The sequence below is a fragment of the Oscillatoria sp. FACHB-1407 genome, from assembly GCF_014697545.1.
GTDB lineage: Bacteria > Cyanobacteriota > Cyanobacteriia > Elainellales > Elainellaceae > FACHB-1407.
The window spans coordinates 14,164-27,798 of the sequence record NZ_JACJSA010000041.1 but is presented as its reverse complement, the minus strand read 5'-3'; the positions used below and the strand labels follow the sequence as shown (position 1 = coordinate 27,798).

General features: G+C 45.7%; 13 protein-coding genes and 1 tRNA gene. 6 read left to right on the top strand and 8 right to left on the bottom strand.

Features of this window, described 5'->3' with window-relative positions; translation table 11 throughout:
- Positions 1 to 70: 70 nt before the first annotated feature.
- A complete protein-coding gene (locus H6G89_RS32995) occupies positions 71 to 394 on the bottom strand; it encodes a hypothetical protein (protein ID WP_190514252.1) in 324 nt (107 codons plus the stop codon).
- A 318-nt stretch (positions 395 to 712) separates the two neighbouring features.
- Here H6G89_RS32995 and H6G89_RS32990 point away from each other — a divergent pair, with 318 nt between their 5' ends.
- The 3 genes from H6G89_RS32990 to H6G89_RS32980 all read left to right on the top strand — a co-directional run bounded on the left by H6G89_RS32990 (position 713) and on the right by H6G89_RS32980 (position 2,743).
- Positions 713 to 1,141 carry a pentapeptide repeat-containing protein gene (locus tag H6G89_RS32990; RefSeq protein ID WP_242060233.1) on the top strand — a complete coding sequence of 143 codons (429 nt, stop codon included), beginning with the start codon at positions 713 to 715 and terminating at the stop codon, positions 1,139 to 1,141.
- A 74-nt stretch (positions 1,142 to 1,215) separates the two neighbouring features.
- Positions 1,216 to 2,409: a 5-(carboxyamino)imidazole ribonucleotide synthase gene (locus H6G89_RS32985; protein ID WP_199337085.1), complete on the top strand. Its 1,194-nt coding sequence runs from the start codon at positions 1,216 to 1,218 to the stop codon at positions 2,407 to 2,409.
- A gap of 40 nt (positions 2,410 to 2,449) precedes the next feature.
- Complete coding sequence (locus H6G89_RS32980) at positions 2,450 to 2,743, top strand: hypothetical protein (RefSeq protein WP_190514250.1); 294 nt, start codon at positions 2,450 to 2,452, stop codon at positions 2,741 to 2,743.
- Positions 2,744 to 2,826: 83 nt separating this feature from the next.
- On the opposite strand, the gene H6G89_RS32975 is transcribed toward H6G89_RS32980, so the two are convergent.
- Positions 2,827 to 3,600, bottom strand: coding sequence for a TVP38/TMEM64 family protein (locus H6G89_RS32975; protein ID WP_190514249.1), 774 nt, complete (start codon positions 3,598 to 3,600; stop codon positions 2,827 to 2,829).
- 35 nt (positions 3,601 to 3,635) lie between these two features.
- Between H6G89_RS32975 and H6G89_RS32970 the strand changes: the two genes are divergently transcribed.
- From H6G89_RS32970 to H6G89_RS32960, 3 genes are all read left to right on the top strand, one after another.
- Positions 3,636 to 5,312 (top strand): toll/interleukin-1 receptor domain-containing protein, encoded by a 1,677-nt coding sequence (locus H6G89_RS32970; protein ID WP_190514248.1) that lies wholly within the window; start codon positions 3,636 to 3,638, stop codon positions 5,310 to 5,312.
- Positions 5,313 to 5,626: 314 nt separating this feature from the next.
- On the top strand, positions 5,627 to 7,201 hold the full coding sequence (locus tag H6G89_RS32965) for a toll/interleukin-1 receptor domain-containing protein (protein ID WP_190514247.1): 1,575 nt from the start codon (positions 5,627 to 5,629) through the stop codon (positions 7,199 to 7,201).
- A gap of 12 nt (positions 7,202 to 7,213) precedes the next feature.
- Positions 7,214 to 7,726, top strand: a complete 513-nt coding sequence (locus H6G89_RS32960) for a GAF domain-containing protein (protein WP_190514246.1) — start codon at positions 7,214 to 7,216, stop codon at positions 7,724 to 7,726.
- A gap of 85 nt (positions 7,727 to 7,811) precedes the next feature.
- Here H6G89_RS32960 and H6G89_RS32955 read toward each other — a convergent pair whose 3' ends face one another.
- The 6 genes from H6G89_RS32955 to H6G89_RS32930 all read right to left on the bottom strand — a co-directional run bounded on the left by H6G89_RS32955 (position 7,812) and on the right by H6G89_RS32930 (position 13,557).
- Positions 7,812 to 8,561: a PEP-CTERM sorting domain-containing protein gene (locus H6G89_RS32955; protein WP_190514245.1), complete on the bottom strand. Its 750-nt coding sequence runs from the start codon at positions 8,559 to 8,561 to the stop codon at positions 7,812 to 7,814.
- Between the two features lie 474 nt (positions 8,562 to 9,035).
- The gene (locus H6G89_RS32950) at positions 9,036 to 9,932 is read right to left on the bottom strand and encodes a hypothetical protein (RefSeq protein ID WP_190514244.1); all 897 of its coding nucleotides are present in this window, start codon (positions 9,930 to 9,932) and stop codon (positions 9,036 to 9,038) included.
- Between the two features lie 888 nt (positions 9,933 to 10,820).
- Entirely contained in the window at positions 10,821 to 11,165 is a 345-nt protein-coding gene (locus H6G89_RS32945) for a hypothetical protein (protein ID WP_190514243.1), read from the bottom strand.
- A 75-nt stretch (positions 11,166 to 11,240) separates the two neighbouring features.
- Positions 11,241 to 12,665, bottom strand: coding sequence for a sensor histidine kinase (locus H6G89_RS32940; RefSeq protein ID WP_190514242.1), 1,425 nt, complete (start codon positions 12,663 to 12,665; stop codon positions 11,241 to 11,243).
- Positions 12,643 to 13,041, bottom strand: coding sequence for a response regulator transcription factor (locus H6G89_RS32935; RefSeq protein WP_190514241.1), 399 nt, complete (start codon positions 13,039 to 13,041; stop codon positions 12,643 to 12,645). Before H6G89_RS32935 ends, H6G89_RS32940 begins: the two co-directional genes overlap by 23 nt.
- 443 nt (positions 13,042 to 13,484) lie before the next feature.
- A tRNA-Val gene (locus H6G89_RS32930) sits at positions 13,485 to 13,557 on the bottom strand.
- Positions 13,558 to 13,635 lie beyond the last annotated feature (78 nt).

Sequence of the window (13,635 nt, the reverse complement as noted above, 5' to 3'; positions counted from 1 at the left end):
ATTCGTGACTGGAAACCTGCTCTCAATCGCTTCGCGATTGAATTCGGCGATCGCTTTCCAACTTGAGTTTTTACCCTTGACACAATCTATTTGACATACCCGATCGCGACCATGCAGGTAACCCTGACTGATCGTTGGGCGCAACATACTGAAATCGCAGCCACATATCTCTGCCATCCAGACCGTGATAATATCCACCCCCAATCGCTTCATCAATTTGATATGGAGATGGAAGTGACAGATCCCGTTTTAGCAAAAACTCAATATGGTTTTGCATCCATTCAGAGTCAGACGGATAGGCTCCTCCGAGAATCATGTAAGCCAGAACACCTGCACTTGACAAAAACAGTCCACCTAAGAGCCAGACGCTGATGAGCCAAAAGAATCGTGCCATTCGTTGTCAATTTCTAATCAATCGCTTTGCTGCTTACTCCTACAAATGCGATTAGAACGATTCAAGAATCCTTGAACGAATAATGCTGTCAGTATTTGTCCTGCATTCCTGACCATAGACGCGATCAATCCAAGCTTCTACCATTGCCTCACCTATTCTTTCTTCCTTCTTCTTTTTTCTCTTATCCTTCCATCCTCTGCCTTTAAAATAGAAACCATTGCCCTTTACTCAGGTGAAGCCATGCTCTGGCGATCGCTTTTTGCATCTCTATTAATTCTCTGGCTGTGGATAGCCCCGGCGCAGGCGGCAGTTTCACCCATGAAAGGGAAATATTCTCCTCCGGTATCGTTTAGCAATGCGGAGTTAAGGGGACGAGACTTTTCGGGACAACGGTTGCGATCGCCCGAATTCTCCAATGCCAATTTGGAGTCAGCCAACTTCAGTAATGCAGATGTGCAAGGGGCAGTCTTTAGCGCATCCGTGATGACACAAACCAATTTGCATGGGGCGAACTTATCAAACTCGATGGCAGATCAGGTCAAGTTTCAGGGAGCCGACCTGAGCGATGCCGTTTTAGTAGAGGCAATTCTGTTGCGATCGACCTTTGAGGATACGGACATTACTGGAGCCGACTTTACTGACGCGATTTTAGACGGTGCTCAGGTTAAGGAATTGTGTCAACGGGCTAGTGGCGTCAACTCACAAACGGGTGTAGACACGCGAGAGTCGTTAGGTTGTCGAAACTAGAAACGATCGCCGAGAAGTCGGAGTTCTCAAAGAACTCCGACTTCTGTAATTCAGATATAGGAAAAAAGAGAGATATGGTGAAGCGGGTTGGGGTGATTGGTGGTGGTCAGTTGGCATGGATGATGGGCAGTGCAGCCCAAAAATTGGGCATTGAGTTGGTTGTGCAAACGCCCCATGCCGATGATCCTGCCGTCGCGATCGCCCACCACACCGTCCTCGCTGCGATCGCCGATGCTCAAGCAACCGCTGAGTTGGCTAAGCATTGTGACGTCATTACCTTTGAAAATGAATTTGTCGATCTGGATGCTCTGTCCAAACTAGCGGCTCAAGGTGTGCCGTTTTACCCACAGTTGGAAACACTGGCTCCCCTGCTCGACAAATATCATCAGCGACAGTATCTACAAGACATCGGCTTACCTGTTCCTAAATTTGCTGCAATAGCAAAAGATAGTTCTGATCCCCCCTCGCCCCCCTTTTCAAGGGGGGAGTTGGTTGAAAGTCCGCTTTTTCAAGGGGGATTTAGGGGGATCTCCTCTAAGTTCCCGATTGTGTTGAAAGCGCGTCGTCACGGCTATGACGGTCAGGGCACCTGGATTATTCGTAACGAAGGCGAGTTGCACGCTAAATTGCAACAACTCCAGGGGCGATCGCTCTTAGTGGAGGAGTTTGTGCCCTTTGAGAAGGAACTGGCAATTATGGTGGCGCGATCGCAAACAGGCGAAATTGTTACCTATCCAGTTGTTGAGACACAGCAAGTGGATCAGGTGTGTCGGCGGGTGTTCGTCACCGAGTTTGATGCAAGTGTGGCTCAACAGGCAGAGGCGATCGCTCACACATTAATGGAGAAGTTGCAAGTCGTTGGCATCTTTGGCATTGAATTGTTCCTCACCCCAGAGGGAAAAGTCTTGGTGAACGAAATCGCTCCCCGCACTCACAACTCCGGGCACTTCACCCTTGATGCCTGCGAAACCTCACAGTTTGAGCAACAACTGCGGGCGGTGTGTGGCTTGCCATTGGGCAATCCATCTATGCGTTGCAAAGCCGCTGTTATGGTGAATCTGCTCGGCTACGAAAGCTCTGAAAACTCCTACCTGAATCAGCGGCAAAAACTGGCGCAACTGCCTAATACATTTGTACACTGGTATGGTAAAACTCAATCCCGTCCCGGTCGCAAACTGGGGCACGTCACCACCCTGTTGAAGGACTCTGGCGACGATGGGCGGGCGATCGCGCAGACAATTGAGGCGATCTGGTATCCGTCATCTTAATTGAGTCCCAATAGAATCTAAAATCTAAAATTTAGATGACATGAGAGTTCGGATCGAAGACCAAATTCTATTTATTCATCACGATGATTTGCCGCAATACAAAAAAAGCGGTTCCATCGTTCGTAACAGCTACTTTTGGGCACTCAAAGCGATCGCCGCAAATGCAAATCGTTCTCGCGATTGGGAATACGATGAAGAGGTTTGGTTAGCCCTGCAACGCCTACTCCTCTCATTCACAGAATCCAACTACCTTGGATTGCGCGAAACCCTGTTGGAGTTTCCAGTCGATCAAACCATTCCCAAGGTATTGCAACCCGTCTCAACCTGGGAATGATATTTCTTAAAAAAGGTAATCTCTCCCTCGTACAGACGCGATAAATCGCGCCTCTTCCCTCTTATTTTTTCTATCTTCTTTCTTTATCCTTCATCGTTTATCCTTTCTTCCACCTTTTCTGCCAGTGCACTACGGGCAATCCGAGTTACATAGACCGTAACCGCAACGGTCGCGATGAAACCAATAATGCGAATTGCCCATTGCAACGTTGGATTAGTCGGTTGGCTTTCAGTGCCAACTCTGGCAAGATCGCCCGCCAGAGAGCCGATGTAGACATACATAATCGTGGCAGGGATCATGCCCACGGATGCCAGTGCATAGTCTTTGAGCGAAACGCCTGTAATGCCGAATGCATAGTTCAATAAGTTAAACGGAAAAACAGGTGAAAGCCGCGTTAGCAAAACAATTTTGAATCCCTCTTGGGCAACCGCTTTATCGATCGCCGCAAATCGTTGATTGTTCTCAATCTTGTGACTAATCCAACTCCGCGCCAAATAACGCCCCACTAAGAAGGCCGCGATCGCCCCCAGCGTTGCCCCAACAAAAGCATAAACTGAACCAAACACCACCCCAAAAATGACTCCTGCCCCCAACGTCAGGATCGACCCCGGAAGGAAGCTAACTGTCGCAGTGATGTAAATCGCGATAAAGACAAGCCCACCGACGATACCTAAGTTATCAATCCATTGCAGGGCAGTGCGAAGCAGGTCTTGTGGGGCAAATCCAGAATTGTCTGCGTTCTGAGCCAAGGCAGGAGAGGCAACAAGACAGCAGGCACCGACGGTACAAGATATCCCAACCACTAATCGATATGCCTCTTTCAACAGGCGAACGGAAGAGTAATAAACTCCTTGCATAAACCAAAAACAGGCGACATAGTTAACAGTAACAAATGCACCAAATCAACGTTTATCAAATTTTTGGGGTATCTATGGTGTCTTCCCTGTTTATCAGCTATTGCCGTCGCGAAGCACCATTTGTAGATAGCTTCCTCAAAGCATTAGAAAAACGAGGTTTTGAGGTTTGGCTAGACTACCATGTTCTGGTTCCGGGAAGACCCTGGCAAGAGCAAATCTATGAAGGGCTGAAGGCATCTGAGGTGTTTTTGCTGATAGTCTCTCAAGAGTCGATCGCGTCCAAGAATGTGCAGTGGGAATGGGAACAGGCGATCGCCCTCAACAAGCGCATTATTTTGATTATTTTTGAAGCCGTTAAACTGCCACCAGAACTGGAGCAGTGTGAGTGGATTGATTTACGCGGTAGGTTTAGGGCAGGCATTAAAGAGCTAACCCGGCAACTAGAAGCATCCGTTCCACCCAAATCTGCACCACCTCAAAAAGGCTTTAAAGTCTCTCTTACGGTTTGGATGGCAATTCTGGTGAGTGCGATCGTCAGTTTACTGTCATTGCTTACAATATGGACGGTTTACATTCCCTACTATCTCTTTCCCCTGCCCTATCAAATCGTAAAACGCGATTTCAACTTTTTTCATGTCCGAAATGCTCTGTTCATACTTCCTTTTGCTTTATTTTGGACATTTGCAATAGTTATGTACTGGACGGAAACCTACAATCCGGATGCAGTGTCAACTACTATTCTAATTATTGGCTTGCTTCTGTCGATTCCTTTTGCACCTCTGCTAGTACTCCTACTCTATTTACCCAGTATGCAACGTTGGGGAAAACCGATCGCCTCTCGCCCTAAATTTGCTAATCCCTATCATCCAAATATTCAACATCCAAAGCCCACTCGCTTCACCGTAGATTTTGCTAAGGAGGATAAGACCTATGCTGAAGCGATTATTCATTGCTTGAGACGACATGGACACCAGTACGTTGAAAAGGATACCCCTGAAACCCAACAACCTGAAGCGATACTGGTCTTAATCTCAGCCTATAAGAACACTACTGTATTCAATCCAGAAGAACACCCTGTTTATCCTGTTCTTTTACAAGACACGGAAGATGTTGACCCAAATTTGAAACGCATTCAATGGATTGATTTTCGACGCGGATTGAGCAATCTCGATAAACTAGCTCAACTATTGCCTGAACCGACCCGTCTATTGAAAGCATTGGGCATTGTTCCTTTGAGTGGTCAAACGGTCTTGCCACCCATTGTTGAAGTTATTTTGTCTTACTTAACAATACTAGCCCTTATAAAGATGGGTGGTTGGAGCGTTTTCTTTCTAAAAATTGGGCACGAATTTTCACTGGTTGATGTTTTACTCATTAGCCTTTCGTTAGGAATTGCTTTAAAGATCATTATTTTAGTTACTCAGGCTCTCATCAACCGTAAGGGCTTCTTGGCTTCAGTGCCTGGTTTGGTTGTGGCTCTAGTTGTGATTGGATTAGTACTCATGGTTCCAACGTTGCATGTGCCTGAATTTGTAAATGGGGGTGACAAAGGAAGTAACGCAGGATTGTTAACCTATGGAGCTTTCCTTGTTGTCTATTTTGTAGGGTTATTCCTGGTTGTAGCATTAGGAGTTCGACATTTTAGAGCGTTAAGACGATGGTTTCCACCGATGGAACTCAAGCTAAAATTCCAAAATTTTAGACGTCGTTAGGGATGCATGACTAAAGAGCGTACTCAGTTATCGTCATTACTAACCAAGATGCCTAGACTCTCGATTCATCGCAAAGCAGTGCGAAGGAATTCTTGAGGTGCAAATCCTGGATTCTGTATATTCTGAGCCAATGCGGGAGAGGCACCAGGCACCAAGCACACAGGACAAGACATTTCCCAACCGCTAACCGATATTTCTCCTTTAAAAGAAAACTGTAAGAATAATAAACCCCTTGCATAAATCAAAAACAGACAACATAGTTAACAGTAACAAATGCACCAAATCAACATTTATCGAATTTTTTGGGGTTATCTATGGTGTCTTCTTTGTTTATTAGTTATTGCCGTCGCGAAGCACCGTTTGTAGATAGCTTTCTCAAAGCATTGGAGAAACGAGGATTTAAGGTTTGGCTAGACTACCATGTCCTGGTTCCGGGAAGACCCTGGGAAGAGCAAATCTATGAAGGACTGAAAGAAGCCGAGGTCTTCCTACTCGTTGTCTCTCAGGAGTCGATCGCTTCCAAAAACGTGAAGTGGGAATGGGAACACGCGATCGCCCTCAACAAGCGCATCATCCTGATCATTTTTGAAGCCGTTAAGCTGCCACCGGAGCTTGAGCAGTATGAGTGGATTGACCTACGCGGCAGGTTTAGAGAGGGTATTAAAGATCTGACTCGACAACTAGAGTCACCCGTTCCACCCAAGTCTGCACCACCACAATCAGGCTTCAAAGTTCCTTTGATGGTTGGACTTGCAATTGGGGTGAGTGCGATCGTCAGTTTGCTGTCATTACTTACAATATGGACGATTTATATCCCCTATTACTTATTTCCTTTACCCTACCGCATCATAAAACGCGACTTTAACTTTTTCCATGTCCGCAACGCCCTGCTCATACTTCCTTTCTTCTTAGTTTGGACCGCTGTTTTTCTCGATCCTACAGTATACAGTACTGCAATATTTGCAGATATTACAAACAAGTTGTTTGTAATTATTACTTTAGTGGCTTTTGTATTACTGCTCCTGTTGTACTCGCCGTATATGCAACGATGGGGTAAACCGATTGCCTCTCGCCCTATATTTGCCAATCCTTATAACCCCAAAATCCAACATCCAAGGCAAACTATTTTTACTGTAGATTTTGCTGGTCAGGATATAGGCTATGCTGAAACCATCATTCATTGCTTAATTCAATATGGACATTTATATGTGGGAAAAAACACGGTAGAAGCAGAACAAGCAGAAGCTGTTCTAGTTCTAATTTCAGAGTTTAATGGCACAACTACATTCAACCCAGAAGAATATGTTGTTTATCCTATTCTTCTACAAGACACAAAAGCCGTTAATCCAGATTTAGGGCGTATTCAATGGATTGACTTTCGACGAGGCTTAAAAAATCTTGATAAATTAGCACAACTGTTACCTGAGCCAACTCGATTGCTCAAAGCATTAGGTATCCCTCCAGCAAGCAATCAAACTGTTCTACCATGGAGTATTCAAATTCTTCTAGCCTACTTTACAGTAATAGCTTCACTTGCAGTCGGTATTTGGAGCATTATTCTTTTGTATATCTTGAAATCCTTTTCGCTCGGATACCTCATCCTAGTTATTCCTTTAGTAGTCGTTACATTAAAAATTATTTTTTCAATAACTCAATCCCTTATTACCCGCAAAGGCTTATTTATATCAAAGTTTAAATTGTGTTTAGGCTTTATATCGCTTGGAGTAATTCTGTTTATTCCAATGTTCACGCCTCTAATCAATCTTGCGCTTCAAGAAATTAGACTGGTATTTGCCTATTCGCTTCTAACAATGATCTACACCTTTGGGATATACTTATTCCTGTTTGCGTCGAGTTCAAAAGCCACAAGGAGATGGTTTCCTTCATAAAGAACTCATTTTATGGTTGATGCTCAACAAACAAACCCTGTTTGGAGTCCTTTCTTTCAGTTAATTCATGCTGGTTTGAAAGAATTATTGAAAGCCGATCGCGTCACACTTTTTCTATTAGACCGCGAACAAAATATACTCTGGAGCATCATTTCCTCAACCCTAAAAGCAGAGGGAATACAAATTAACATCCCTGCCGATCAAGGATTTGCAGGTGAAGCAGCAACTTCCAAACAAGTTATTCATCTTCCCTACGATTGTTACGACGATCCTCGTGCTGCAATGATTCAACAGACGGATCAAAAAACGGGTTATCGAACGTATACGCTACTAATTGTGCCACTGGTAAATCAAAATGGCGATGTAATTGCCGTTGTGAATGCAATTAACAAACTCAAACCCAGCGCACATTTAGACAGTCTGTTAGCTGAACGAGTTGATCTGGCAGGGTTTACAGTGAGTGATCAAGAGACGATTCAGGCGATCGCCCCCATCATCACCCCGTTTCTATCATCGTTAAATTGATGCTGTTAGCGATCGCCCCCCACGACAAAGCCGCTCAACTGTTTCTGAAACACTGCCAAGATGCTCTAACCAATCCTCCTGACTTTTAGGAGTTAGGAGAACCTTTTCGCTTAGTGAATAAGCAAGCCATTCCTAATAAACCTAAACCTACAGTAGTGGCAGGTTCAAGAACGCCAACAGGAGGAGGAGTGGGAGCAGAGAAAACGGGAGCTTTACTTCTAAAGATTACATAATTCGCATCACTGGTGGACGTACTATCAAGGGTGTCATGCCAAACAAATTGCGCTGATGCAGAAATACCAGGAATTGTCCCCCAAGGGGAAGTACCTTGAGGTGCAGAGGCTTGTGGAGTACTCCAAGTTGCATTGGCAATCTCGGTTGCAATATCTAAAAGTGAGGGAATCGCCCCATCTAAAGGGTTAGAGCCACTGGCGATCGCATATTCCCAATCGGAGGTGTTAGACAAGAGCAAACTGCTATCCGGAAGCTGAAACTCGCCAATCCAACTCTGTTGAAGACCAGTATCCCAAGCGACGACGTACACATGATCCTCTGAATTAACCTCAAATGCCCAACTTTCAGGACATTGCCAGTTAAATGTTCCACTACAGGCTTCACTCGGAGTTGGTGGGAGGAGATCGGGAATGTGACCATTACCCTCCTCATTTCGCCCTACAAAAGACAAACCAGAACCGTCCGCTTGCCCAGAGTAAAGCCCATAGTGATTATCAGTCGTTACAGTGGCGGAGAGTTGAGCAGCATGAGCAGGTAAAACAGTCTCAAAAACAGCGAGAAAAGCCAAAGCACCAATAGCAGCAGAGTATAGAGTTCTCATTTTTTCGTATTTAAAGGAAATAAGAATACTGCTTAGTCTACTTTTGGCTCAGATAAACTTTAAGTAGATTCACTGCAACTTCATAGAATCTTTAAATATTTAAGACATGTTTACTCCTTGGTAATACCAATTGAAACAGCCTTTGCAACAGATGATTGCCTGAACCGATCTCCCTCCGCCTCCTTATCTACTGTGTATGAATCGCTTTGGTCAGAAGGCTTAGGATCTTAGATTTAATAAATCCGCAAACTGTACGGGCGGGTTTAGCAGATCCATCTGCACGCTGCAATGGATTTGACGGCAAAACCCGCCCCTACCCAATATCGAACTTATTTAATTCCCATTTCTTAGGACATCAGACGCACCCAGACTTGGAGCCGATACAAAGTGCGTCTTTGGGCTAACCGAAACACCTTCTCTTAAACGCTGTTGTACAGGCATTCCACGAAATGTCTCTATTGAAATTCGCACTTATTAGCGAATTGATACTGTCAGCGATCGCGTTTGAATCTCCTTCGGTTTGAGCACTGCCGTTGTACCCTTCTCATGGGCTTCTGCCAGATCAAAAGGAATTGTGGTGCAAGGCTCCATCACCAACACATAAAAGTCGCGCCAACCGCCATAGCTCTGAAATACCCACACATAGGGAAAATCAGCCAGATCAAACTGCATCAACAATGTGGACTGCGATCGCGCATTGCGAATACCACATTGCCCAACCGCTAAATCTGACGTGTAATAAAACTCTTGCAACTTAGAAGATTCCGGTGGAATAACCCGCAAATCCACCTCGCTACCATCAGCAGCAAACGCCTTCGGGAAAAGAGTTTTGGCTTGACGACCGATGATCTTACTGAAATCTAAAAAAGCAGGCTCCACTACACAATCGGGCAGCAAAATTTCATCTCCCGCTTCAATGGCGATCGCACAATGTTGTTTCAGCAGAAAGGGAATTGTATCAGCCGAAGTATTTTCAAACTGATAGGTAATCGTGGCTTTGGGCTGAGTATCATCCAGTTGAATTGTTTTTTCGACCCGTATTGGTACTGTTTGACAGGAATAGGCTAACTTCACATGCAACGGGGACGATTCAATTACATCCCATGCTTGCGACCACAACTCCCCATGATCGACCAGATCGCGCCCCTGAAACTGCCCTGCCCCATCATTGGGAAACATCTCATCCCAACCGCCACTCCAATGCTCATCAAAGGAGGCACCGACTGGAAGTTCTCGACGCTGTGCAGCATTATAGGTGGGCGGATGCCAGAGCCACGAACGATTCGTTTGGCGATCGACTAACTGATCGATGCGTCCACCTAGATCGGGTCGAATGGTCAATTGCAGGTCAGTGTTTTCCAGCGTAATCACAGGCTTTCATAAAATCATCAATTGTCTATCCTCAAAGGTTAATTAACACTTGCCATCTACCTTGAGGAGTGAGTATTATCTCAATTCCCGAAGGGAACGACAGATGCGGTAGGGGCGGTTCGCGAACCGCCCTTACAGATGCATAGAGGTATAGCCAAATTTATATCTCGTGGATAATTTCACGAATACGGCGACTTGTTACAGTGCAAATTAGATGTCTGCCCAAAAGTCGTGAATGTATGTTGTTTGATGAGTTTTTAATCCTAAAATCTGAGATAAGCGATCGTGAATTAAATAACCTGAAAAACGGCAACCCCCTGTACGGGTGCGGCATTCGGCAGAGGGCTCTGAAACAATGGCAAGGGCTTTTGACCGAATGCCACGCCCCTTGCCAGAAATTACACCTTAATAAATTCGCGATCCTAAGTACTGCTATTCACGGATAGGGTTCAGAAATAAAACAAGGGGGTATGGGGCTGCGTCCCCAGCCAGGGGTTCCACCCCTGCACCCCAAATTCCCACCCCTATTTACGACGAGTTGTACTAAGGAATGGAAATTAAATAACGTCAATTCAGGTTAAACACCTGGCGAATCAATTCGCGGCTATGGGAGCGAAGCCCACCTGCGCGGACTACAGAAAATCACTACAGAAAATCAAGGGTTGCCGAACCGATGCAGGTCGGTTTTGCCCTTGTAGCGGCGGTTTTAACCGCCAAGATCCTTATCCCGAACTCAGGTTAAATAAGTTCGATATTGGGAGGGGCGGGTTTCGCCGCTACATCCATTACAGGGTGTATGTGATTTGCTCAACCTGCCCTGCTGTTTGCGATTTATAGCCGTAGCCACATTCGATGCGGCGAAGCATCGGAGAAACCACAGGTAGGGTCTTATCGACGGGATTTTTTGAGGAACAGCACAGTCAAGCCACCTACCACTGACCCTACAACAGCCAGAACAGGAACAAAGAGTAGCGCATAGCCCAGACCTTGACCCCGATAAGCCAGGTTGTTTAGCACATAGATGTTGATGCCGATGAAGGCATACCAGGCAGCACTGGCGATCGCCCCTCCTGATAATGCGCCGATCAAGACTGGAATGGCAGTTAATAAAAACTGCTCACCTGACTGAGTAAACAGGGCATCCAACCCTCCAGCGATTAAGCTGACAACACCACTTGTCACCAGCGTGGGAATAACGGCATACAGCAGGACAAGCCAAAGCATATTAGACATGGACGCGATCTATCCACTTTTTTGGGAAAACGACTGGCGTTATTAAACTGCAAATCCCCAAAATATTCTAGTCGTTCAAGCCGCAGGTTTAAGAGGCAACCGAATCGTAAATGTCGCCCCATGTCCATAGGTACTTTGAACCGTAATGCTGCCCTGGTGGGACTCGACAATTCGCTTGGTAATTGCCAGACCCAGACCATGCCCTTTGCCCTGCCGAGATGGATCCGTCGTGTAGAACTGCTCAAAAATATGAGGCAGATCGGTTGCTCGAATTCCCAAACCCTGATCTTGAATTTGAATCAACGCAAACTTGTTTTCTCTATAGCCTTTAATGTGAATTCGTGATCCTTTATCAGAGTGCTTAATGGCATTATCTAAGAGATTTAGAAATGCCTGTAACAGGCGTTCTGGATCACCGTCAAGCCACAGATTAGCAACCTCTACTTGAGTGGAAATGCCCAGACTTTGCATTCGAGGTTCCATGGATTTGACGGCTCGATTAATCAATTGACTCAGGGGGATATGCTGACGTTCGAGTTGAATCACTCCTGCTTCTAAGCGTCCTAAATCCATCAGGTCATGAATCAAGCGGGTAAAACGTTTCATCTCATCTTCAACCGTCTGCAAAAAGCGATCGCGCAGACTTGGCTCTTCAACTGCTCCATTTTTGAGTGCCTCTACTGTCACCTGAACATTGCTAATAGGGGTGCGTAATTCGTGAGAGACATTCGCTAAAAAGGTGCGCCGTTCCTGGTCAAGCGAGGCTAAGCGAGCACTCATACGGTTTAACTCGATCGCAAGTTCGTCTAGCTCGTTGCTCTGACGAATCGCAAGTTCATCGCCAAAGTGACCGCTCCCTAACCGAGTGGCAAAGTTTCGCATGATCTCAATGGGCTGAGACAAACTACGGGCAAGGCGATCGCTCAACAGTGCACACAATAGAATCACTAGCAACAGTGAGCCCAACGTTGTCCAAATGACCCGCGCAAACTGCCGTTGAAACTGAGACAGGGTGATGGACATTCGCAACACCCCTAACATTTGATCATCTCGAACGATGGGTCGAGCAATGTAAACCCGATCCTCATTGGAGAGCACGCCCTTCGTCACTCCTTGCGCCGACTCCCCTAGCAGTGCTTCTCGCATTCCTGGCACTTCATACCAGTTATTGACAAGGCGATCGATTTGGGGACTAGAGGTGGCAATCAAGCGTCCTTGTGGATCAAACACTCGCAGCGTAATATTTTCAGGGCTGCCATATCGCTTAACCAGCACATCGACTCGCTCGAAATTGCCTTCTTCTAATGCGTCTGCCGCGCTTTCACTCAGGGCAGCAGTCCAGTTATTGAGATCGGTTTGCCGTGCCTCAATGAAATAGTTGTAGAAGAACCACAGAATATAGCCTGCTAGCAGAGAAGTGCCTAAAGCAGCTAACAGCAAGTAGGTCGCTAATAATTTCGTGTGAAAGGAGTTCCACTTAATTTGAGGAAGCTTTCCCATTCCCAGCCTTACTATCGTTGTGACGACGCAGCACCGCTTTAATTCGTGCCATCAACTCGCGAGTATTAAAGGGTTTTGTAACATAATCATCTGCCCCTGCCTCTAACCCACGCACTTTATCAATGTCTTGATCTTTGGCAGTTAACATCACAATTGGTACGTTTGAGAAGGCTCGAATGCGCCAGCAAATCTCCATTCCGTCAATTTCAGGCAACATAATATCAAGCAGAATGATATCAGGAACCTGTTTGTGAAACTGTTTAATAGCACTCTGCCCGTCGTGCGCTGTTGTCACGGTGAACCCTTCCTTTTGAAGTGTATAGGTTAGGCTCTCTCGCAAAGCGACTTCGTCATCTACTAACAGTACGTGCGACATTTTACCTGGTTTAATAACTCTTCCGTATTGTGGTAGAGCGTCTTTAGTTAAAACATCTTCCTAAAGATACAAACCAAACTCTATGTATAAAGTGCATCTAATTACTGTTATTCACAGATAGGGTTTGGAAATAAAACCAGGGGGTATGAGGGCTGTGCCCCTAGACAGAGGTTCCACCCCTGCACCCCAAATTCCCACCCTTATTTACGACAAGTTATACTAAGTACATCGAATTGTGCGTCAGTTTGTCTACCCCTTGATCTCCCGTAGTCTGCGAAGGCAGACTTGGTTCCGGTAGCTGCGAATTCATTCGCCAGGATCTTAATTAAACTGATGTCAAATATATGAACTTTGCAGGGGTGTTTCGCTTCGCAGAGGTATTTCGCGAACTGCCCGTATAGCAGTAGTAGCTTTTGAAAATTACAGCTTTGTTTTTCTTGGAATGGGCAGTACTGGACTCGAACCAGTGACATCCTGCTTGTAAGGCAGGCGCTCTACCAACTGAGCTAACCGCCCGGAGGGGGGAAGTACCGTTTATCGGCACGGTTAAACATTGTAGCAGACATTTTTGGATTTCTGGTCACCTAATTTCAA

Coding starts and splice junctions, on each gene's coding strand:
- H6G89_RS32995 (WP_190514252.1), bottom strand. CDS start 394: ATGGCACGATTCTTTTGGCTCATCAGCGTCTGGCTCTTAGGTGGACTG.
- H6G89_RS32990 (WP_242060233.1), top strand. CDS start 713: ATGAAAGGGAAATATTCTCCTCCGGTATCGTTTAGCAATGCGGAGTTA.
- H6G89_RS32985 (WP_199337085.1), top strand. CDS start 1,216: ATGGTGAAGCGGGTTGGGGTGATTGGTGGTGGTCAGTTGGCATGGATG.
- H6G89_RS32980 (WP_190514250.1), top strand. CDS start 2,450: ATGAGAGTTCGGATCGAAGACCAAATTCTATTTATTCATCACGATGAT.
- H6G89_RS32975 (WP_190514249.1), bottom strand. CDS start 3,600: ATGCAAGGAGTTTATTACTCTTCCGTTCGCCTGTTGAAAGAGGCATAT.
- H6G89_RS32970 (WP_190514248.1), top strand. CDS start 3,636: ATGCACCAAATCAACGTTTATCAAATTTTTGGGGTATCTATGGTGTCT.
- H6G89_RS32965 (WP_190514247.1), top strand. CDS start 5,627: ATGGTGTCTTCTTTGTTTATTAGTTATTGCCGTCGCGAAGCACCGTTT.
- H6G89_RS32960 (WP_190514246.1), top strand. CDS start 7,214: ATGGTTGATGCTCAACAAACAAACCCTGTTTGGAGTCCTTTCTTTCAG.
- H6G89_RS32955 (WP_190514245.1), bottom strand. CDS start 8,561: ATGAGAACTCTATACTCTGCTGCTATTGGTGCTTTGGCTTTTCTCGCT.
- H6G89_RS32945 (WP_190514243.1), bottom strand. CDS start 11,165: ATGTCTAATATGCTTTGGCTTGTCCTGCTGTATGCCGTTATTCCCACG.
- H6G89_RS32940 (WP_190514242.1), bottom strand. CDS start 12,665: ATGGGAAAGCTTCCTCAAATTAAGTGGAACTCCTTTCACACGAAATTA.
- H6G89_RS32935 (WP_190514241.1), bottom strand. CDS start 13,041: ATGTCGCACGTACTGTTAGTAGATGACGAAGTCGCTTTGCGAGAGAGC.